At 45.3% G+C, this 21517-nt stretch carries 17 protein-coding genes; all 17 read right to left on the bottom strand.

The genetic code is table 11. The features are described 5' to 3' along the window. Nucleotides 1-447: 447 nt before the first annotated feature. A complete protein-coding gene (locus EC604_RS26495; RefSeq protein ID WP_123067029.1) occupies nucleotides 448-1206 on the bottom strand; it encodes a class I SAM-dependent methyltransferase in 759 nt (252 codons plus the stop codon). A 389-nt stretch (nucleotides 1207-1595) separates the two neighbouring features. Further along, nucleotides 1596-2243, bottom strand: coding sequence for a hypothetical protein (locus EC604_RS26490; RefSeq protein WP_123067019.1), 648 nt, complete (start codon nucleotides 2241-2243; stop codon nucleotides 1596-1598). Between the two features lie 252 nt (nucleotides 2244-2495). Beyond that, entirely contained in the window at nucleotides 2496-3782 is a 1287-nt protein-coding gene (locus EC604_RS26485; RefSeq protein WP_123067018.1) for an adenylosuccinate synthase, read from the bottom strand. A 442-nt stretch (nucleotides 3783-4224) separates the two neighbouring features. Further along, nucleotides 4225-5586, bottom strand: a complete 1362-nt coding sequence (gene dnaB / locus EC604_RS26480; RefSeq protein ID WP_123067017.1) for a replicative DNA helicase — start codon at nucleotides 5584-5586, stop codon at nucleotides 4225-4227. Nucleotide 5587: 1 nt separating this feature from the next. Next, nucleotides 5588-6031 (bottom strand): 50S ribosomal protein L9, encoded by a 444-nt coding sequence (gene rplI / locus EC604_RS26475; RefSeq protein ID WP_123067016.1) that lies wholly within the window; start codon nucleotides 6029-6031, stop codon nucleotides 5588-5590. Beyond that, the gene (locus EC604_RS26470) at nucleotides 6028-8025 is read right to left on the bottom strand and encodes a DHH family phosphoesterase (protein ID WP_123067015.1); all 1998 of its coding nucleotides are present in this window, start codon (nucleotides 8023-8025) and stop codon (nucleotides 6028-6030) included. Before EC604_RS26470 ends, rplI begins: the two co-directional genes overlap by 4 nt. 11 nt (nucleotides 8026-8036) lie before the next feature. After that, nucleotides 8037-8957 (bottom strand): DUF2232 domain-containing protein, encoded by a 921-nt coding sequence (locus tag EC604_RS26465; protein ID WP_240037242.1) that lies wholly within the window; start codon nucleotides 8955-8957, stop codon nucleotides 8037-8039. After that, nucleotides 8954-9256 (bottom strand): MazG-like family protein, encoded by a 303-nt coding sequence (locus tag EC604_RS26460; RefSeq protein ID WP_090923575.1) that lies wholly within the window; start codon nucleotides 9254-9256, stop codon nucleotides 8954-8956. Before EC604_RS26460 ends, EC604_RS26465 begins: the two co-directional genes overlap by 4 nt. 205 nt (nucleotides 9257-9461) lie before the next feature. Next, nucleotides 9462-9887, bottom strand: a complete 426-nt coding sequence (locus EC604_RS26455) for a CBS domain-containing protein (RefSeq protein ID WP_090923576.1) — start codon at nucleotides 9885-9887, stop codon at nucleotides 9462-9464. Between the two features lie 195 nt (nucleotides 9888-10082). After that, entirely contained in the window at nucleotides 10083-11117 is a 1035-nt protein-coding gene (locus EC604_RS26450; RefSeq protein WP_123067014.1) for an LCP family protein, read from the bottom strand. A gap of 262 nt (nucleotides 11118-11379) precedes the next feature. Beyond that, a complete protein-coding gene (locus EC604_RS26445; protein ID WP_429352072.1) occupies nucleotides 11380-12990 on the bottom strand; it encodes an MFS transporter in 1611 nt (536 codons plus the stop codon). A gap of 242 nt (nucleotides 12991-13232) precedes the next feature. Next, nucleotides 13233-15659 (bottom strand): S9 family peptidase, encoded by a 2427-nt coding sequence (locus tag EC604_RS26440; RefSeq protein WP_123067012.1) that lies wholly within the window; start codon nucleotides 15657-15659, stop codon nucleotides 13233-13235. Between the two features lie 114 nt (nucleotides 15660-15773). Beyond that, the gene (locus EC604_RS26435; RefSeq protein ID WP_123067011.1) at nucleotides 15774-16670 is read right to left on the bottom strand and encodes a D-alanyl-D-alanine carboxypeptidase family protein; all 897 of its coding nucleotides are present in this window, start codon (nucleotides 16668-16670) and stop codon (nucleotides 15774-15776) included. Between the two features lie 161 nt (nucleotides 16671-16831). Next, the gene (locus EC604_RS26430; protein WP_123067010.1) at nucleotides 16832-18658 is read right to left on the bottom strand and encodes an oligopeptide ABC transporter substrate-binding protein; all 1827 of its coding nucleotides are present in this window, start codon (nucleotides 18656-18658) and stop codon (nucleotides 16832-16834) included. A gap of 19 nt (nucleotides 18659-18677) precedes the next feature. Then, a complete protein-coding gene (locus EC604_RS26425) occupies nucleotides 18678-19583 on the bottom strand; it encodes an ABC transporter permease (RefSeq protein WP_123067009.1) in 906 nt (301 codons plus the stop codon). A gap of 28 nt (nucleotides 19584-19611) precedes the next feature. After that, nucleotides 19612-20574, bottom strand: a complete 963-nt coding sequence (gene opp4B, locus EC604_RS26420; protein ID WP_123067008.1) for an oligopeptide ABC transporter permease — start codon at nucleotides 20572-20574, stop codon at nucleotides 19612-19614. A gap of 7 nt (nucleotides 20575-20581) precedes the next feature. Then, on the bottom strand, nucleotides 20582-21514 hold the full coding sequence (locus EC604_RS26415; protein ID WP_123067007.1) for an ABC transporter ATP-binding protein: 933 nt from the start codon (nucleotides 21512-21514) through the stop codon (nucleotides 20582-20584). Between the last annotated feature and the right edge of the window lie 3 nt (nucleotides 21515-21517).

Genomic DNA, 21517 nt, shown 5'->3' with positions numbered 1-21517 from the left:
TGATCCGCATTTTAATCGGACTTCACCTCATGGCGAGTCTTATGCAAGTAAGTTCATTGTTATGATGATTTAAAAAAGCAGGACTTTAGCTGTGCTCTTAAAAGTGTCAAAATTTTAACCTTTTATCACACCCGTATACTTTAACACAGGTTTTACAGTCATTTCAACTCTTATCCTCACAACACAAAGCCGCGTCCTATATGGTTTCCCTGATATATCCATTGGTTAGGCCGTATGTTCCATCACCCATTATGCCTCAACTCCAGTTATACTATGTACCTTTTATCTCAATCTAGGACTAGGTTCTAAGACCTACTAAATTGCATTATCTTTTTCATGTAAATACAAAAAATCCCCCATCAGAGTAAACTCTGATGAAGGATTATAACATCGCTTATTCTATTTATGCTCTGGCAGGCTCATCACGCATAACCCAAGATTCATTTTTTAATTATTCTTGGTTGCTCCTATAATAAACCGCTTTTGTTGCACTTCCCAGAACCCATGTCGCTCCATCACCAGATGGATATCCCATAATGGATCACGGAATCGTTCCACTGTAAAATCAGGTACCTGCCAAGGGATGGTGTTTAGATAGTACACCAAAGCCCCAATGTCATAAAAACGCTGCAGAGGCGCAGACTCACGCTGATCCCAGATGTGGAAACCGTTTCTCACCAACTGATCCACGGCGAAATCCAGCTCCCATCCAGCATAATCAGATGGCATTGGAATACCTAATCGATCATTAATCTCACGGCAATCCGACCAACCAACCTGCTGTGTCAGAAACACTCCACCTTCTGAAAGCACACGCCATACTTCCCGTGGATCATACGATTCATGTCGATTGAGGATCAAATCAAATTCTTCATCTGCAAAAGGAAGCTGAGCATCATCTATTACAGGATACACGTTTACACCTAACGGGCTAAGACGGTCCTTCGCAATCGCTATATTTGGGGTATATCCTTCCGTTGCACAGGTATACGGGGGTAAAGGGAGCAGACTCGAGAGCAGCTCACCACCGCCTGTGCCCATATCCAACATTCGCTTCGTATCCTGCATGCAACTCCGTGCCATCTCATTATAAGACCATGGCATCACACCGCTCTGCATCCGCCCACTACTCGTAATATATCCAAAATCCCAACCATGGAAGGGCTGTTCTGCTTCCTTTAATCCTTGCTCAAATCGTTCCTTCATTGCAGCAAGTTGTTCAGCCGGCATCATTGATGTTGTATTTTTAGCACCTTTATTATTCAATGTATTCATAGTTATTAGGCCTCCAATAGTCCATATTCATGCTCTTTTCCGTTATCGGTACAGCGTACCATTGGTAAAAAGGCATGAACGGAGGGCCACGACTCTGCGGCCTAGAAGCCTGTGGTAAGGAGAGGTTCTGTTGTTATATATCGTGTTCTTTGCGGTTCATTTTCATATGCTCTTCCTCCTGGGTAGGTACGTTCTCTACTATTCATTCAATTATATGGGAAATGAGTTATACATTTCAACATGGATGTAATATTTCTCCACTCCAGATTGTTGTCCTACTTGGTGGATGCGGGGGAGTAACAATATACAACAACCCACCTCTATTCTGCCTGCAACACTTGCATCAAATTGTCGTACTCCTCACTCGTGAGATACTTTGAGATAACCTGTTCAATCTCTTTTAGCTCCTGCTCGGTCAGTCCACCTTCCATCGCTCCTGAGATCTGTTGCATTTCCTTCTGGGGTAGCTTGTTCATCAGCAGAGTGAAAATACGTTCTTTTTCCTCCGTCGGTAGTTTGTTTTTGGCGCCTGTAATGTCATCCGGTGTAACAACGATTGCATCATCGCCCGTTTCATCGTTGCTAGATGTTCCGGATCCTGCCTGTCCTGTGCCTGAATTTGATCCTGCTGTAGTATCATCCTTACCTTTGTCTACTCCAGCGTTTTCCTCACTCGTTCCGTTGCCCATCACCGAAATTGAATTCTCCGGAGCTTTTTCCTCTTCCGTCCCCGTCGGCTGATCCGCAGGCGTATCCCCGGACTTTTCTCCCTCACTGGACTGCTTGCCGCCCAAGGCCCCCTGGAACATGCCCATCAGACCCATGGGCTGACCTTCCCACTGTATATTAAAACTGGCAAGTAATGACTTGGCATACGATTGCACAATCAAACCTGTTGTAAGCAATGTCAGTGAACTGACCAGCAACACGATAAGCACCATTTTGACAAACCACATCAGCAACTTCATCTCTGTTTCTCTCCCTCCAATTTGCTCTCCCTTATCCAAGTGGATTTCGGGGGATAACCGACTTTATACGGGTTGAATCCATGTATACTTTGCATCGTTGTGCTCGTATAGATATCATTCGTTCAACGTATATCCTGTTAGCCAGTATTGACGGAAATCTAGGGATTATATCCAAAACAGACACAAAAAACCTCCAGTCGCCGCTGAGTAGCAACAACTGGAGGTATATCTATCTATTATTCAAATATCATTTTATTCGTAGATTGGCAGAACCTGATTCGTCTGCTCACGGTTACGACCTACAGAGAAGATCGCGATCGGAATACCTGTCAGTTCAGACACACGTTTTACGTAGTTCTGTGTGTTCACCGGCAGATCTTCCAGCTTCTTCGCTCCAGTAATGTCCTCACTCCAACCTGGCATTTCTTCGTATACTGCTTCACATTCAGCCAGCATTTTGAGGCTAGCCGGGTAGTGTGTGATAACCTCGCCACGGAATTTATAACCTGTGCAGATTTTTACGGTATCCAGACCTGTCATAACGTCCAACGAGTTCAAGGACAGCCCTGTAATGCCGCTTACACGACGAGCATGACGAACAACCACACTGTCAAACCAGCCCACACGACGCGGACGTCCAGTTACCGTTCCGTACTCATGACCTGTCTCACGGATCTGGTCGCCAATCGCATCATGCAATTCTGTTGGGAATGGGCCGTCACCTACACGAGTTGTGTATGCTTTCGCTACGCCAATAACTTGCTGAATGCGTGCTGGACCAACACCCGAACCGATACATACGCCGCCTGCAGACGGATTGGAAGAAGTCACATATGGATACGTACCTTGGTCAAGGTCCAGCATCACACCTTGTGCGCCTTCAAACAGTACTTTTTTATTCTCATCAATGGAATCATTCAGCACAACCGATGTATCCTTCACATAAGGACGAAGAATTTCTGCATAACCGAGGTAATCTTTCAGAATCTCTTCCACATCCACTGGAGTACCATTGTATACTTGCTCGATAACACGATTTTTCTCTTTAACCAGATGACGCAATTTCAATTCGAAATCTTCTGCATCCAGCAGATCCACCATGCGGATACCAATTCGGGCAGATTTGTCCATGTAACAAGGGCCAATTCCTTTACCGGTTGTACCAATTTTGTTCGGGCCTTTGCTCTCTTCCTCCAGTGCATCCAGAACCATGTGATACGGCAGGATGATATGTGCACGCTCACTGATGGACAGGTTTTTCGTTGTAAAACCGTTATCATGAATATAATTAATTTCTTCGATAAGTGCCTTCGGGTTGATAACCATACCGTTACCGATCACACAAGCTTTGTCTGTGTAAAAGATACCCGATGGAATCATCGTCAATTTATACTTTTTGTTGTCGATCAGGATAGTATGGCCAGCATTGTTACCTCCTTGGTAACGAGCCACCACATCAGCGCTTTCCGCCAAATAATCCGTAATTTTACCTTTACCTTCGTCTCCCCATTGCGTTCCCACTACAACTACCGTTGACATAGTTAACATACCTCCGTGGGTGCCTTGCGCACCTTTGTATTGGTCTGTCCGTCCTCTATCCCGGCAGGCATGTTACGCAATAAACCGACTGAGAAGCGTGCTAACGGACAGTAAAAATGTCCTTCCGTTACATTCAAGGGAAGGTTTGCGCTGCTTTAACGCAGCAATATTAGTGTACCAGTCCCCTTTTTCAAAGTCAAATGAAATGGCGAACAATTATATATGGCACATGCTTAATGTTCGGAATTATGACCGAATTCCACAGTAAAAAACCGGTGACCCAGTCTTGTTTACCTTGACTGCATTCTCACCGGTACTTTTACATTTGCAATTGATTGACGCTATATATGGTATAAATCCTAATATTCAACCATGCATTCTCCGATTACTGGTTGTACGGATAGCCTGTGCACCCCTGTTCAGAGCATTCGCAGTCTATCCGCTACATCGCGAAGGCATCATTATGCGCCCTCTCGTAATTGACGAATTTATTAAAGTTTTTCAAAAAGACTAACTCTACCGTACCTACGGGACCATTACGCTGTTTGGCAATAATGATCTCGATAATATTTTTCTTCTCGGTTTCCTGGTTATAGTAGTCATCCCGGTACAGGAAGGCTACGATATCAGCATCTTGCTCGATCGAACCCGATTCCCGCAAGTCACTCATCATCGGACGTTTATCCTGACGTTGCTCTACACCCCGGCTAAGCTGAGACAAGGCGATAACCGGAACTTCCAGTTCCCGGCCAATCTGTTTCAGTGTACGTGAAATCTCGGATACCTCTTGTTGACGGTTCTCTCCGGCTTTGCCACGTCCACTGATCAATTGAAGGTAGTCGATCAGAATCATACCGAGACCCTTCTCTTTTTTCAGACGACGGCATTTCGCACGGATATCGGCTACCGTGATGCCTGGCGTATCATCAATGAAGATATTCGCTTCGTTCAAAGCAGCGATACCCATGGTCAGCTTCTGCCAGTCTTCATCGCCTTTGAATTCTCCTGTACGAAGAACTCCCGCATCCAGATTGGCCTCGGCGCAGATCATCCGTTGTACGAGCTGTGCCGCGGACATCTCCAGACTGAAGATGGCTACCGTTTCTTGTGCCCGAATACCTACATTCTGCGCGATATTCAAGGCAAAGGCTGTCTTACCTACGGATGGACGCGCCGCTACAATGATCAAGTCACTGCGCTGAAATCCAGCGGTCATCTTGTCCAAATCGATGAAGCCGGAAGGAATCCCGGTTGTCGTTCCCCGGTTTTGATGCAACGTTTCGACCTTGTCGAATACTTCCATGAGAACATCCTGGATCGCAATAAAACCACTGCTGGAGCGTCTATTGGAAATCTCCAAGATACGGCGCTCCGCTTCGCCGAGCATACCTGCGACATCTTCGCCGCCTGTGTATCCTTCACTTACGATCTGCGTAGCTGTGCGAATCAGACGACGAAGCATCGATTTCTCTTCGATAATCTGCGCATAATAATCCACGTTGGCCGCTGTTGGCACACCGTGAGCAAGCTTGGCAAGGTAGCTGACACCACCGATGTCCTCCAGCTCGCCTTTATCCTTCAGACGCGAAGTCAGCGTGACAAGGTCAATCGGTTGATTTTCCTCACCCAGCTGAATCATTGCTTCATAAATCAATTGATGGGGCTTATCGTAGAAATCCTCGGTTTGCACCCGTTCCATCGCTGTAATCAGAGCTTCGCCCTGCAACAGGATTGCACCCAGCACTGCCTGTTCGGCTTCCAGGTTTTGCGGGGGAATCCGGTCGAATAGCATTTCGCCGCCCATCTTACTCCTCCGTTACCTGTACCTTCAAGGTTGCCTTCACTTCAGGGTGAACCTTGACGATCACTTGTGTTACACCAAGCGTACGAATCGGATCATTCAGCTCGATTTTACGCTTGTCTATTTTCAGACCTTTTTTGGCCAAAGCTTCCGCGATTTGTTTACTTGTAATGGCACCAAATAGACGGCCGCCTTCACCTGCTTTTGCCTTGAGTTCCGTCACTTCTGCTTCCAGCTTTTTCGCAAGTACTTCAGCTTCGGCTTTCTCTTCCTGCTTGAGTCTTTCTTCAGCCGCCTTCTGATTATCCAGTGTTTTCATGTTGCCTTCTGTTGCCAGTCGTACAATTCCCCGTGGCAACAGGAAGTTCTGTGCGTACCCTTCCGATACTTCCTTCACTTGCCCTTTCTTGCCTTGACCCTTCATATCTTTTATAAAAATGACTTTCATTCGAATAACCCCTCTTCCTTTTCGATTTCAGCCAGGACGTTCATCAGCCGTTTCTCCGCTGCTCCCAGCGTTCCTTCAAGCTGCACCGCAGCATTCGTTAAGTGGCCACCGCCACCTAATCGTTCCATAACAACCTGCACATTCATGCGCCCCAGTGATCTCGCACTGATGCCAATCAGTCCATCCGGACGCTCACTGATCACAAATGAGGCGACCACATCGGTCATGTTCAACAATGTGTCCGCCACCTGGGCGATCATCATTTGTGAAATCTTATTGCCCGGACCCGTAACTGCCAGCGCAATGTTCCCGTATACCATTTTAGCATGCTTTATGATTTCTGCCTTAGCAATATATTCTGACAAATCCTCTTTCATCAGCTTCTGGACCATAATGGTATCTGCGCCACTGCGACGAAGGAAGCCTGCAGCTTCAAATGTTCTCGAACCCGTATGCAGCGCAAAATGCTTCGTATCCAGCGTGATGCCCGCGAGAAGCGCCGTTGCTTCAAGTGGAGTAAACTGTACCTTTTCATGAATATATTGCAGAAGCTCCGTGACAAGCTCAGCGGCAGATGAAGCATAAGGTTCCAGATAGATTAGTACCGCATCATTAATAAATTCCTCACCCCGGCGATGATGATCCACTACCACTACACGGGTTGCAGATTGCACCAGTCTAGGTTCCATCGTCATCGAAGCCTTATGGGTATCCACAACGACTAGCAGTGTATGCTCTGTCATCAACTGTGTGGCTTGCTCGGGAGAGATCAAAGCTTTGGACAATTTCTCGTCCTTGTTCACCTGCTCCATCAGCCGTTCAATAGAAGGATTCACCCCGTCCAGCACAATACGAGCCTCAACGTTGTACAGACTCGCCGCCTTCCACACCCCAATCGATGCACCGATGGCATCCATATCCGGCATTTTGTGACCCATGACAATCACCCGGTCACTTTCCTGCATCAAATCTCGCAGTGCATGAGCAATAACCCGTGCTCTGACGCGTGTGCGTTTCTCCACCGCATTGGACTTTCCACCGTAAAACGATAAACGTTGGCCCGACTTCACAGCCGCTTGATCCCCGCCTCGTCCAAGCGCCATATCCAGACTTGATTGTGCCAGTTCACCCATCTCGCTGATGCTGTCTGAACCCGATGCAAGTCCGACGCTAAGCGTCATCGGTACTTTCAGATCGGCTGTCATCTCCCGAACTTCATCCAGAATAACAAACCGGCTCTGTTCAAGCTCCTGCAGAGACTTATGATTTAGCATCATCAAGTAACGATCTGAAGAAAGGCGACGGAGATACACGCCATATTGCTTCGCCCAGGCTGTAATCTCACTGGCGACTCGCGCGATGAGCGCTGTACGTTGCTGGTCATCCATGCCTTGAGCAGCCTCATCCAGATTGTCCAGAACAAGAATGCCCAGGGCAATGCGTTCATTCTCATATTTATCCCGCAGTACAGCTAACTCGGTGATCTCGTAGACATATACGTACCGCTCCTGCGGATTGTGAATTACACCGTAATACCGATCATCCAACTGGAATTCATCATGGAATTCCTTGGGTGATGGTTCTTTCGATCCATCCTTATCCTTCTTCTCCTTCGGTTGGGGGAGATGTGGGAACAGGTTAAGCAGTGAACTGCCAACGACCGTCTTCTCATGGAACATCTCTGCAACGAAGCGGTTATGCCACTCTATCGTACGATCCTCGCTGTACAGCACAATTCCGAAGGGAAGCATGCTGACCGCCTCACCCTCCATACGTTTAATACGAATGGTAAGGCCATTAATATAGTCATTAAGCTCCCGGCGGAATGCCAGTTCTGCCTTGATCATGACGATTCCCAGCGCCGAAGCCAGTATCAGACTAATCAAACCAAGCGTCCAGTTATAGATAGTAACCAACATCACTAGCAGCAACAGCAGTATGAACGCCCATACGGTATAATAGCCGTGCCAGCGTTTCTTTAGAAATTTAGGCATGACTCATCACCCTATCGTTTTGATTTCGATATTGCCTCACGGATCGGGAACGCCAGATCAATAATTCCGACAATCCGAAGCGGACCAATGAAGAACACTGCCGCTCCCAATAAAAATGGAATAATCGGGTTCCATCTTTTTGTATGCGAGAGGAAAAAGAAGAAACCGATGGCTTGAATCATGAAACCAAGATTAATTAATGGTGACAAGTTCATCGCAATCATCTTCCAATATGATCCGTCATTTTGTCTGGATACTACCTCAATAATCAATGCGAGGAAATAATACCAGATCAATGCACGTGGCATACGCCATTCTCGTGCAGGTGGAAGTTTGGATACGTTCAAGCCCATAACACTCAGAATTGGACGAGCAATGATATGTGTGATGAATGCCATGACCATCGACGTAACGACCAGTGCAAAAGGAATCATTAACTGTGTTTGTTTAGCGATATCTTCGGTCATTTCAGGCGTCCAAACGAAGCCATTGATCATCTGATTCGAAGAATTCGTGAGTGGTTCGATCGTTAGCTGTACCACATCTCTGATATAACTGGACAGATCAAATTGGAAAATGAGACTGCCCACCAAAAGTAACAACAGATATTCTGCCAGCATCGTTCCGGCACCTGTCATTAAAGCAAACAACGCCGATTTTTGTTTTTTATACGCGTGCCCCATAGCGATTGCTGGCAAAATTAAGATCACCATGAATAACAGATAAATCGGATGGACCATCGCCAAAATAATAGCAACCGGTGCGAGATGCAAAATAAAGGATTTTACAGATAATGAGGCATACAAAATAACTCCCGGAATCATCATAAAAAATATAGAGAGCACCGATAAAGGAGTTAGTAGCGAAAGCAGTAAAAGTAAAAGCACTGCACTCCAGACAGCTGATTTAAAGCTAAATTTCAACAAATTCACCTCTTACGCATATGATCTTCTAGTGCGGAAATATCCTGGTACCAGTCTTCCAGCTGGTGACCTTCCTGTTTATGCTTTTTCAACTTCTCCACAAGCAGAGCATCGAGATCCTTAAACGGAATACCGAGCCGACGGCCCAATATGTAACTGCTCATCATTAAACTGGCAAGACTATCTCCGATTCGAATCGTGCTGCCTTCCCACAATGCTTTAAATAATCGGGATACCTGATCAAGTACTTCGGTTTTCAGCCATTCAATCACTTTAGCCCGCTTGGCTACATCCAGTTCTTTAGGCATTTGGCGAAAGTCACTCTCCCCCGAAAAAGCTTTATTCTCGATTATAGCATAAAAAAGGGGCCTGCAAAATTAACCCCAAAAACGAAGAAAGTCTCCGAAACCCCATGTCAGGTGTGATCCCGAGCCCCGTATGTCTTATTCATATATATTCGTAATAATCACTGTGATTATGCCTGTCAGCATCATTATTCCAAAAAGAATTCAACTATTTAGCCTTCATGGACTCCTTGGCAACAATTCCTTCGCAGTATTCAATGATCTGACTGCGTCTTACAATCCCGATAAAGCGTTCCATATCATCTACGACTGGGACAAAATTCTGCACCTTGGCTAGGTTAATTAAATCCTCCATATTGGCATCGATGGATACCGGCTTGATATCGAGTCTTAGCGGAACGTCCTTAAGAAGAAATTTTGAAGCGTTTTCAAATGATATCTTCCCCTCCGCATTTTTCATATACCACAACAAATCGCCTTCCGTAACCGTACCAATATATTTACCTTCCTTATTCAAAATAGGCACTGCTGTAAACCGATGATATTCCATCCGTTCCAGCGTTTGCCGCAGTGTAGAGTCCGACGTCACACATGTAACCTCTTGTTTGGGTAGCAAAAAAAATGCGATGTTCATACCCTCATGTATCCTCCTTGTGTATTTCTCGTTCAACTAGATCGCTCAACTTATATTATACGTTATAGAACGAAGGATGTTCCAAAAGGTTGAAAATCTTACACGATGAAAAGCCTCACACAATGAAAAAACAGCAGCCCGCTCATTAACGTACTGCTGATTGTTGTGTAAGACAAACCATCTGTATGGAGTTAACTATTCAATCTTCTGCCGGTCAGGGATCATGACTTCACCGGCTGGGGTCGATTGATCCATCCAGTTTTTAATCAGCTCTTTGGCATATTGAACATCTTTTTCATCGGCACGGCCATAATAAATGCCGTTTTTGCGCATACCTTCGCTCAAAATCGTAAAGCTGGAAACCTGTGGTTTCTCCTGTGTCAGCACCTGTTTCGCCAAATCAATAATAAAGTTTGGCTGCATGTCGGTCTGAAAATTATCGCCCATGATCTGAAATAGCTCAGGGATTTTCGCGATTTGATTCAGATTCAACATCTTGTTTGCAAATGCATTCAGGAAGATTTGTTGCCGATTCGTGCGGTTAAAGTCACTGTCTTCCCGATATCTCACGTAATAGAGTGCTTCCTGCCCGTCGTAAATCGGTTTACCGCCCTTAATCGTGAACTGCTCATGATTTGGATCTTTGTTCACAATGTCCTTATCAATTGGCAGTGATATACCCCCGAGGGCATCAACCACCTTTTTGATCCCCTGAAAGTTAATCGTTGCGTAATAACCTACGTCAGCATCGAGAAACTTTTCCACCGTATTGATGGACATATTCTCCCCGCCGAAAGCGTAAGCATGCGCAATTTTGTCATAATCATCCGTTCCGTCTTTGTCCGCATCTCTTCCCACGATCTGCACATATGTGTCACGCGGAATAGATACCAGCAACACTCGAGATTCCTTCGGACGAACAACAGCATAGATGACTGCATCCGAACGTCCACGTGACTTCTCGTAATCTCGTTTATCGGAGCCCAAGAGCAACACAGAGAATGGTTCTTTTCGATATACCGTCGGATCTGGCGTTTTATTGCCTTCCTGCGGCACGTAAGAATGCGTTAGCTGCGCTTCTACCGTATCTGCCAGAAACAGGTCAAAAGCGGCCACAGCCAACTGCTGACGGAAAATATAACCGCCAATGAGCAGAACGACGAGGGATATAAGTGTTATATAGAGGCCTTTGCGACTTTTTTTCTTCTTTTCTTTAGTTCTGCTTTTCATCTGTCGATTCCTTCTTCACTCTCAAAATTGAAATTCATTACTACCCATTAAACGTCAGCAACGTCTGATGACACGCAGTTCTCCAAACTTTTATTTCTCTTTGAGCCGGAGTACCGCTGATGCTCGTTCATGCTCGTTCTATTGTAATCATTCCTGCATCATGAAAAGTTACAATCGGGTTAAATTGAAAAGAACAGCGACCCCTTTTTCGGTTACAAAAGGTTCACTGTTCTCCCGTTCTCCTCATTTTACTTTCTAAATATTATATGGATCCCAGCGATCCATCTGGTTTCTGCTTCTGTTTCTCTTTTTGACGAAGACGTCCCGTTATAAGAGCCACGATCAAGGTTAACACGCTAAAAATAACTGCTGACCAGAAAAGTCCGTTGTACCCTTGGCCTGTCGTTTGATGTACAGCCTGAAGCAACGTTTCCCGTATATTAGCATCCGGAATTTTGGATAACCCCGCCATGAGACTGGAGACGTCATTACCTGATGCTCCACCAGAAGCATATTGCTCCAGCGCAGCTGGTGGTACTTCAATTCCTCGATCTGCCAGACCTGACTGGATGTTCGAACCCAGGTTAGAAAAAGAACGTGCCAGGAATCCGGCGAAGATCGTCGGTGCAATAGCCATCGCCATTTGGCGGAACAAAGAGCTGGTTGCTACCGCAATACCTTTATTGTTCTCACCTGCCTGTTCGGTCACCAGAACGTTAACTGGCGCACCCAGCATCATACCAAAACCAATGCCGACAAGGGTACTCGCGATAACAAACTGCCAGATATGCTCTACCCACAGCGGGAATAATAGGAAACCAATCGCAGAGAGCAAGCCAGCTACCGACAATGTCCAGATTGGTCCTTTGCGGTCAACGAGGTACCCTCCTCCTCCTGCTCCAATCCCAGAAGCCAGAGCGAGCGGTGTAAACCAGTAACCCGAAGCCGTGCTTGATACGCCTAGATATTGCTCTACAAAGCCAGGAATGAAGATAACGGAGGCCAGAATGGCTCCTGAGAAAAAGGCAATGAGCAGCGTCCAGCGGAAGGACGCGATGCCAAGCAGTTTTGTGGAAACGACCGGTTCACGGTCTGATCCTTCCAACCTTTTTTCCATAAAATAAAAGATCACCAGCACAGCTACACCCACTAAAAAGAAGCTATAAAACATCGGTGAGGCCAAGCTTTGAAGCATGTTCACACCGTCGAGATTGCTGAAGCTGTACATCAGACTCAGTACGCCTAATGTTAAGACCGCTATGCCGCTCCAATCGACAGCCGCTCGGCTTAACTCCTGTTCTTCCTGGATATAACGAATTCCGGCAATGAACAGCAGGATTGCAATCGGTACGTTGATGAGAAATAACCAATGCCAGTTCCCCGTAATATCAAGGATGAATGCGCCGATGTTAGGACCAAGAATAGCTGCAATGCCGTTCATACCTCCCAGAAGCCCCAGAGCTGTACCCTGCCGCTGAGCAGGAAATTTGCTAAGCACATAAGAGCTCGCAATGATAAATATCCCGCCTCCACCAAGCGCCTGAATCACCCGGGCAATCAGGAAAAAGGTAAACGAAGTACTTAATGCAACCAGAAACGATCCGATTCCGAATAAAGCAACCTCAATGAGAAACAGTTTTTTGCGTCCAAATCGATCTGACAGCTTGCCCGCAATCGGTACACTGATCGCAAGCCCAAGCGTGTATAAAGTAATCGTCCAAGCACCCCATGTTGGCGAAACACCAAACGAGGCATTTAATGTGGTCAGCGACGATGTAATTATTCCGTTATCCAGTGCGGCCATAAATACACCCACGGCAAAGAGAATCAATGGCCATTTCATTTCTTTTTGCATCCTGGATTCCTCCTTCATCTGATCTTGTACATTCTCGTACAGCTCTTCATACGATCTATATAAACGTGAATGAATAAGAATGACTCACTGGTCATTTTAAAATAAAGCGAGCCTATATGTCAATTGATGAATATTGATTGGGCCAAACCATGCGAACATCTGCATTTCCATTTCCATGATGTATTTCTCTATCTCACGATTCAAAAAAGAGGTTGTTCCCTAATCCCTCATGGGGAATCAGAGAACAACCTTAGCTTTTGTTACTGCATCAAATGACGGTTCAGGAACTTCTCCATAGCGCGGTAGAGATCCAGTTGATTCTCCACATTGGCGAAGCCGTGCCCTTCATTCATTTTCAACATATAAGGCACATCGACTCCACGTTTGCGCAGTGCTTCTACGATTTGATCAGACTCTGCCTGTTTGACACGCGGATCATTGGCCCCCTGAACAACAAGTAGCGGTGCTTTCATCTGATCGACATGGAAGAGCGGTGAGATCGCGGTAAGCAACTCTTTGTCCTTCACAGGATCACCAACGCGCTCATAAAACAGGTTGCGCCCTGATTCCCAATATGGAGGTAACGAGTTAAGCAACGTAAAGATGTTGGATGGACCTACATAGCTAACCCCAGCAGCATATACGTCCGGTGTGAAGGCCAGGCCAGCGAGCGCCGCATAACCCCCATAAGATCCACCATAGATAGCAACTCGCTTCGGATCAACTGTACCTTCTTTTACCAGCCAGTTCACACCATCGGTGAGATCATCCTGCATGGCTTTACCCCACTGCTTGTTGCCTGCCTCTAGAAACTTCTTACCATAACCTGTTGATCCACGGAAGTTCACTTGGAGGACTGCATATCCGCGGCTTGCCAAGAACTGAACATCCGGACTATATCCCCATGAATCACGAGCCCAAGGTCCACCATGCGGAAGAACAACCAACGGAAGATTAGATGATGTCTCGCCCTTTGGCAGCGTTAGATATCCATGAATGTCCAGACCATCCCGAGACTTGAACGTAATTGGTTTCATATCTGCCATTTTGGTCTCATCAATCCATGGAGCCGTATCCGCCAGTTTATCCAGCTTACCTGTTTTGGAATCATAGAAATAATACGTGCCCATCGATTTGTCACTGTAAGATATAAAGAGTACCTGCCCATCGTCACTTGTACTTATAATACTAACCTCTTTGCCAGGTACCTTGGCTTTGATATCCTGCATGAGTGTCTTGAAGCCATTGTCAAAATACTCATAGTTTACCTTGTCTGTCTCATAGACTGCTGCAAGGATCTTTCCTTTTTCTTTGGAAGGAATAACATTGCTGACATCGACATCTTTGTTTTCAAAAAGAGTTTTGGTTACCTTCTTCGTTGCTGGGCTATATTCCACAATAGCCATTTTGTCTTGCTCCAGATTGGATACCGCATACATGTTCTTGTTGTCGCTTGTGAACATGACAGGAACGAACGTATCTCCCAGATCTGTGGTGAGCAACGGCTGGAACGGCTGATTTTCTGCATCACGGTACAATAAGGAAGACACATTGCCATCACTGGATATGGCCACACGAATTTTTCCCTCATGGTCTGTCATCCAGCCAGTAATGTTACCTGGGTTTTCCGCAGCAATAACTGCCTCTCCGGTCTTGATATTGATACGGTATACATCAAAAATTCTCGGGTCACGCTTGTTCATGCTCACCAAAATTTCATCTGGAATATTCTCCAAAGGATCGACAAGCATAGCTCTTGTGTTTGGATAAGGTGTCAGATCTTTGCTATTTTTGCCATCAATATCAGTAACATATAAGTGATAGTTCTCGTCTCCGGCTGCATCTTTTGCATACAGCAGTTTGTCATTCGTTGCCCAGGCAAAACTAGCAATACTGCGATCTGTTTCACTTGTAATACGTACAGGTTTATCTTGACCATTTGCCGTAACCACGATGTTCATTCGATTGTTCCACGGTTCCATGTAAGCCAGATGTTTGCCATCCGGGGACATTTGGAAAGCTGCCTGAGCAGGCTGTTTGAAGAAGTCTTCGAGCGGTGTGACCCCTGCTTTTTTCACATCAAGCCCTAAGGCAAGGTACAATGCTCTCGCAAATTCCCCATGCGTTACTGCTTGTTTTGCATGAAATGCACTACCTTCAATAATGAAATGTTGTTTAACTCGGACAGCGTCATTCACATGTACAGCCGGGATTTGGTCAGCATCACTGTAAACCACCTGGATTCCGTTATCCTTCAATTCGAATGCTCGTGTGAACAGAGAGGCCATCTGAGCGCGTGTGAGCGGGGCATCTGGCGCATACCCTCTGGTATTACCTTGAATGAGATCACCTTGTTTCAGCGCATAAATGGCCGGCGCTGCTACATGATCTGACAGAACATCTGCAAAGCCTGTAAGGGTTGCCGGAGCATCCAGTTCAAGCACACGCTGTAGAATAATCGCAGCTTCAGCACGTGTTATAGGTGTTGCTGTTTCTTTCATTCCATCTGTGGTGCCATCTATGTATCCCAGTTGTTGCAGTGTCTGTGTCGCCTTGGAAACGATAGATTCCGAGACAGCCGCCGTAGGTTTGACTGCTTCGGCTGCCTGTACGGCAGGCTGAATCAAGGCAATCGACATGGCCATAGACAGCGTGAGTGCATACACTTTTTTGCTAATCGGGTTCAAATGTTTTCCTCCTTATAAGTGAATTACAGGATAATATGGATCTATACATATCCTATTTTACTATGATTATCCATATAGTAACAGCGGCAACTCTCCTTGACACGGGTGGTACGTTTAATTTACTTTTGTGTTCGAAAATCCATAATTCAACAGCTTACGGGTTTCAATAAACCGCCCTTCCCTCGTATCTGATCCAAATACAACCGAAATTAGACGCTTGCCATCCCGTTCTGCTGTTCCGACGAAATGATAACCCGTATCCTCATCATATCCAGTCTTTAACCCATCATTTCCTTCATAAGCATATGGACCGCCGATTGAAGATAACATCCAGTTTGTATTGCTCATATAGATCCCCTTTTGGTGCAAGGAGACTTGCATCTGATTGGATACTTTAAGAATCTCGGGATGATGGTCAAGCAAATATCGAGCAAGCTTGCAGGCATCCATCGCAGTCATTAACGTTTGACCCTCGATATTCTGTGGACGGTAAGGACCAAGCATAGTCTCGCCTAGACCTGTGGAGTTCGTGAAGTGAGTATCTCCTGACAAACCAATCTCAGCAGCCTTCTGATTCATCCGTTGTACAAATTGATGCTCTGAACCGCTGATATGCTCAGCTAAAGCAATGGTAGCATCATTGGCAGAGTATACCGCCACCACTTGGAATAGTTCCTGAACAGTGAATCGATCCCCCTGCTTGAGTGCAAGCTGATTGCCACCAACAGAACTGGCATAACGGCTGACATTAACAGGATCATCCCAACGAATATCTCCTCTCATTGCAGCCTCCATCACAAGTAACTCCGTCATTAACTTGCTGACACCTGCGGGAGCAATCTCTTCAGAGCCATTGTAATCCATCAGCACCTTTTCCGAATTCATATCCATCAAAACAGCTGATTCTGCTTTAATGCCTGGTTTACCAACCAGCATGTCCGGTTTTACTCCCAAATATATAATAACTAGTAAAGTGAACAGCATCCCTGCACGTTTCCACCATATTTTCATCGATTCATCACCTCTTACTTATATAGACGTAGCAAAGAGGAATTTTGTCTGCACTTTTTTGAGAAAAAATTAAATTTTTTTTATTTTTTGGTTACAAAAAAAACATGGATTCCTTCCACCCCATGCCAGAGTGTCGGAATCCATGTTTAGTTTATTCATAATTACTGAGCAACAACCGGTTTATCTGCATTTACTGCCAGATCGCTCAAGTATACGCCAGTTCCATCACCAATCGCATAGTTCATTACACGTTTGTTAACTGGGGATACCACAGCACGATACAACGTTGGGAATACTGGAACTTCATCTACCATGTATTGTTGCCACTCATTGTAGATCTCTTTACGTTTCTCTACGTCAAATGCTTCAGCAGAGATACCACGTGCCAGCAATTTGTCGTTCTCTTCACTGGAGAAACGAGGGAAGTTATAGAGTGCATCACGTCCATACAGACCTGATGGGTCAACGTCGATACCAACGCCCCAAGCCGCTTGATACACATCGACATTTGGATCATCTTTACCTGTGTTACCTACACGGTCGTAGAAGTTGTTAAACTCGATCATTTCCAAGTTTACTTTCAGACCGATTGCTGCCCAAGATTGAACATAGTAACGTGCGAGTGGCTCAGCTGTGTCGCCACCTGTCATAGAAATAAAATTGATTTCAAGTGGTGAACCATCTGGCTTCGTACGGAATTCTCCGTCCATTTTATAGCCAGCTTCGTCAAGCAATTTCTTTGCAGCTTCCGGATCATATTTCACACCTGGATTGTTGGAATCATGGAATTCAGGGTGAGAAGGCGGAATCAGCGTTGTTGCATTCCAGCGAAGACCATTGTAGAAACGTTTACCTACTTGGTCATTATCTACAGCCATCCACATCGCTTTACGCAGGTTTTTATCACCCATTTTTGCGTCAGGATTGGATTTAACTTTATTGTTTTCAGCATCCCACGTTCCAAGTTTGAAACCGATATACGTATACGCACGGTCGATTGCACCCAGGAATTCAACGTTGGATAGATTAGCATTATCTTTATACTGATCTGTCGGGAAGGAGTCTACCAGATCTACACCGCCAGATTTCAGCTCTTGAACAACCGTTGTCGGGTTGATTACTTTCAATGTTACTTTGTCCAGTTTCGGAGCTCCACGCCAGTAGTCATCGTTTTTAACAAACGTTACAGACTCACCTGGTGTGATCGTTTCTACTTTAAACGGACCAAAACCAATTGGCTTCTCACGTACTTCTTTGGAAGAAGACATTTTCGCAATATCCATACCACCAAAGATATGTTTGGCTAATGGATATGTCCACACGCCGCCTGTCAAAAGGGATGGCGTTGCTTCTTTATACGTAATGCTGATTTTTTTGTCACTCAGCACTTTAATACCAGAGATTGTTTTTGCTTTTCCAGCATGATATTCATCCATACCTACAACACTCGTGAAATTGGAATCATACCGCGGGCCATCATAGCCTTTGCCACCGATGACTTCATAAGCAAACTGCAAATCTTCAGCCGTTACTGGCTTGCCATCATGCCAGTTTACATTGTCACGAATCGTGAGTGTAAACGTTTTGCCATCTTCCGATGTTTCATATGTTGCAGCACCATCATTGGTGTAGACATAGTCTTTATCCCAAGTCAGCAAACCTTCGTCAAACCATTGCAAAACTTGCGCATCTGGATTACCGGAATAGAAGTTAAAGTTTAATGTACCTTCAAAAGCAGTATCGGATACGAGACCAAAGGTAAGTGATCCACCTTCGATGGCTGTACCTTCATTCTTTTTGACATTGCTGAAATCCTCAATGGAGTAAACCCCTTCTTCTTTCGCAGGTTTCTCCTCCGTTTTTCCTTCTTCTGTTTTGGCTCCTGGTGCAGGAGTTGCTGCTTCTTTCTCGGAGCACGCCGCAAGCGCCAATACAAAGACCAGCATCATCGTGAAAAATAGTCCTCGTGAAAATAATCCCTTTTTCATGAACCTTTCCTCCCTTTTTTTAACCTCTTCTTTGTCTTGCATCCGTCGCACGTTTTAAGGCCTGTCCGACATTATTTATACTCAACATCAATACCAGAATCAGCAGTGATGCAGGTAGCCATATCCACCATCTGTATTCCAAAGTTTGCGGATTACGTGCATAACTTACGAGTGTTCCAAGACTCGGTGTGCTTTCCGGGAAACCAAACCCTAGGAAAGACAACCCGGATTCAAGACCAATATTAGCAGCCAGGTTCAATGTCATCGTAACAATGATAATTGAGCTCAGGTTGGGAAGAAGCTGCGATACAATAATTTTAAAGTGAGAAGATCCAAGTGTTTTGGAAGCTTTAATGTATTCAAGTTCACCTTCCTGTAGCGCCTTGGATCGAATCAACCTGGCAATTCCCATCCATAGGAAGGCGGTCATAATGAGAGAGAATGAAACGATATTATATTTCGGTACAGCCGTTACAAAGGCGATAACCATCATCAGGAATGGTAAGATCATGAAAAAGTCCACTACACGCATGAACATATTATCAATCATTCCGCCGAAGTATCCCGAAAGCACACCAACCAGAATGCCAATAAATCCAGTCATTAAGGTTACCAGAATACCGATGGTTAGCGAGTTTCTTGTCCCTATAACAAGCTGACCAAATACATCTCGGCCACCATAGTCCGTTCCCAGCCAGTATTGTGCGGATGGCGGCTCATACAGAGCAAACAAATCAACTTTAACAATATCGTCCTGATTCAGGATCATGGAAGTTCCATATACAAGCAGGATGACAAGCCCCAGGAATATGAGCGAAACGAGGGCTACTTTGTCCCTGACCAACTCTCGCCACACAATGCTTAAGCCGGAAGGGCTTTTATCAACCTTCTGTGAAGTTACAATAACATCATTGGTCTTGCTCATCTGTTTTCACCCCGAAATCTTCAAGTTCTTACTTAATGCGAATACGCGGATCGACCAATCCCAGAATAATATCAGACAGCAGTGAGCCGAGAATCGTAGCAATCCCATATAATAATACGAGTGCTGTGACTACACTGAAATCCCGTAATGAGATGGAATTCAGGAACAACTGTCCCATACCCGGGTAGCTGAATATACTTTCAATGAAGATGGTCCCGCCAATTAGCCCCGTAATCTCATACCCGAAAAATGCAGCAATCGGCAACAGGGAGTTCCGCAAAATATGTCTGTTGTAGATTCGGGATTCCGAAGCACCTTTGGCTCTCGCCGTAAGTACAAATTCTTTATGTTTGATATCAATAATCTCGCTGCGTAAATACTGTACCGTAGATACAGTGGAGATTAAAGCCATTGATAATGCTGGAAGAAGCAAATGGTGAATCTTGCTTATAACATATTCGAATGTCCCTGGTGTAAGCCCCGGTGCAACACTTCCCCCGGTTGGAAACCAACCAAAACGGAAACCGAAAATCCAGACCATGACTAGAGCAAAAATGAAAAGTGGTGCTGCAAAACCCAGGTACGTATATCCTGTAATTAAACGGTCAGACCAGGTGTCGTTATAACGACCGCTGATGATACCGAGTGGGATAGCAATAAGATATGTGAGAACCAGTGTTGCCAAAGCAAGCCAGAATGTATTGGCAATCCGTTGACCAATAAGGTCTGTTACTGGCATTTTGAAACGGAAGGATTGTCCAAAATCACCCATAGCAGCATGTCTGATCCAGTCCCAATACTGTATATACCATGGATTGTTCAACCCTAGACGTTCACGCTGTTCTTCCAGCGCTTTGGGATCAATACTTGGATCAAGCAATCCTGTCAACGCGTCGCCTGGCATGGCTTTGGCCATCAGGAAGACCAGAATACTAAGCAAAATTATTTGAGGAATCATAATGAATATTCGGCGTACAATAGTTTTCCACATATGGCTTTCAACCTTTCTGAGGTAAAGCTACCCGGTGAGTATCGGAAATGGATTGGAGCGAATAAGCAAGCCCTTCCTCATCGAAGAAATTGCGGTATGAATTTTCATACTCGGATTTGATCTGCTGTCGGAAAGCTATCATTTCCTCACGTTTGGTTGGGTCCATATCCGGAATCGCTGCAATAAGACGCTTGGTATAGATATGCTGGGGATTTTCAAAAATATCATCTGTTGTCCCTTGTTCCACATATCGACCTTTATACATAATTCCGATCTGGTCGCACATATGACGAATAATGCCCAGATCGTGGCTGATAAACAAATACGTCAGATTCAGTTCTTTCTGGATCTCCTGCATGAAGTTGAGCACCTGGGCTTGTACGGATACATCCAGTGCAGATACGGGTTCATCAGCGATAATCAGTTTGGGCTTGAGTGCAATGGCACGGGCGATTCCAATCCGTTGGCGCTGTCCCCCTGAGAATTCATGCGGATACTTGTAGATAGACTCGGGACTTAGCCCGACCTTCTCTAACAAGCTGCCGACTTGCCTCTTCTCTTCCGTTGCCGTCAGTCGTTCATAGTTCCTTAGAGGCTCAGCAATGATGTCCATAACGCGCTTCTTCGGGTTAAGAGAGGAGTAAGGATCTTGGAAAATCATCTGTACATCCCTCTGAAGCTGGCGATCTTTGCGTCGTTCTTTGGTCAAATCCCTGCCATTAAATAAAATTTTGCCGCCTGTCACATGATTCAGACCAATAACAGCTCTGCCTGTTGTTGTCTTGCCTGAACCTGATTCTCCAACAAGCCCATAGGTCTGTCCTTCTTCAATGGAAAAGCTGACATCGTCAACCGCTTTGACACTGTCAATCTCCCGTTTCAGTAATCCTCCGCGAATCGGAAAGTGTATTTTGAGTCCTTCTACTTCAAGTAGTGCCATTAT

It is taken from the genome of Paenibacillus amylolyticus (genome assembly GCF_003719335.1).
Taxonomy (GTDB): Bacteria; Bacillota; Bacilli; order Paenibacillales; family Paenibacillaceae; genus Paenibacillus; species Paenibacillus amylolyticus_D.
This window is presented reverse-complemented; position numbering and strand designations above follow the sequence as displayed.

What these genes read in the sequence shown, in the direction of transcription:
- EC604_RS26495 (WP_123067029.1), bottom strand. Translation starts at nt 1,206, where the DNA reads ATGAAGGAACGATTTGAGCAAGGATTAAAGGAAGCAGAACAGCCCTTC.
- EC604_RS26490 (WP_123067019.1), bottom strand. Translation starts at nt 2,243, where the DNA reads ATGAAGTTGCTGATGTGGTTTGTCAAAATGGTGCTTATCGTGTTGCTG.
- EC604_RS26485 (WP_123067018.1), bottom strand. Translation starts at nt 3,782, where the DNA reads ATGTCAACGGTAGTTGTAGTGGGAACGCAATGGGGAGACGAAGGTAAA.
- dnaB (WP_123067017.1), bottom strand. Translation starts at nt 5,586, where the DNA reads ATGGGCGGCGAAATGCTATTCGACCGGATTCCCCCGCAAAACCTGGAA.
- rplI (WP_123067016.1), bottom strand. Translation starts at nt 6,031, where the DNA reads ATGAAAGTCATTTTTATAAAAGATATGAAGGGTCAAGGCAAGAAAGGG.
- EC604_RS26470 (WP_123067015.1), bottom strand. Translation starts at nt 8,025, where the DNA reads ATGCCTAAATTTCTAAAGAAACGCTGGCACGGCTATTATACCGTATGG.
- EC604_RS26460 (WP_090923575.1), bottom strand. Translation starts at nt 9,256, where the DNA reads ATGCCTAAAGAACTGGATGTAGCCAAGCGGGCTAAAGTGATTGAATGG.
- EC604_RS26455 (WP_090923576.1), bottom strand. Translation starts at nt 9,887, where the DNA reads ATGAACATCGCATTTTTTTTGCTACCCAAACAAGAGGTTACATGTGTG.
- EC604_RS26450 (WP_123067014.1), bottom strand. Translation starts at nt 11,117, where the DNA reads ATGAAAAGCAGAACTAAAGAAAAGAAGAAAAAAAGTCGCAAAGGCCTC.
- EC604_RS26445 (WP_429352072.1), bottom strand. Translation starts at nt 12,990, where the DNA reads ATGAAGGAGGAATCCAGGATGCAAAAAGAAATGAAATGGCCATTGATT.
- EC604_RS26435 (WP_123067011.1), bottom strand. Translation starts at nt 16,670, where the DNA reads ATGAAAATATGGTGGAAACGTGCAGGGATGCTGTTCACTTTACTAGTT.
- EC604_RS26430 (WP_123067010.1), bottom strand. Translation starts at nt 18,658, where the DNA reads ATGAAAAAGGGATTATTTTCACGAGGACTATTTTTCACGATGATGCTG.
- EC604_RS26425 (WP_123067009.1), bottom strand. Translation starts at nt 19,583, where the DNA reads ATGAGCAAGACCAATGATGTTATTGTAACTTCACAGAAGGTTGATAAA.
- opp4B (WP_123067008.1), bottom strand. Translation starts at nt 20,574, where the DNA reads ATGTGGAAAACTATTGTACGCCGAATATTCATTATGATTCCTCAAATA.
- EC604_RS26415 (WP_123067007.1), bottom strand. Translation starts at nt 21,514, where the DNA reads ATGGCACTACTTGAAGTAGAAGGACTCAAAATACACTTTCCGATTCGC.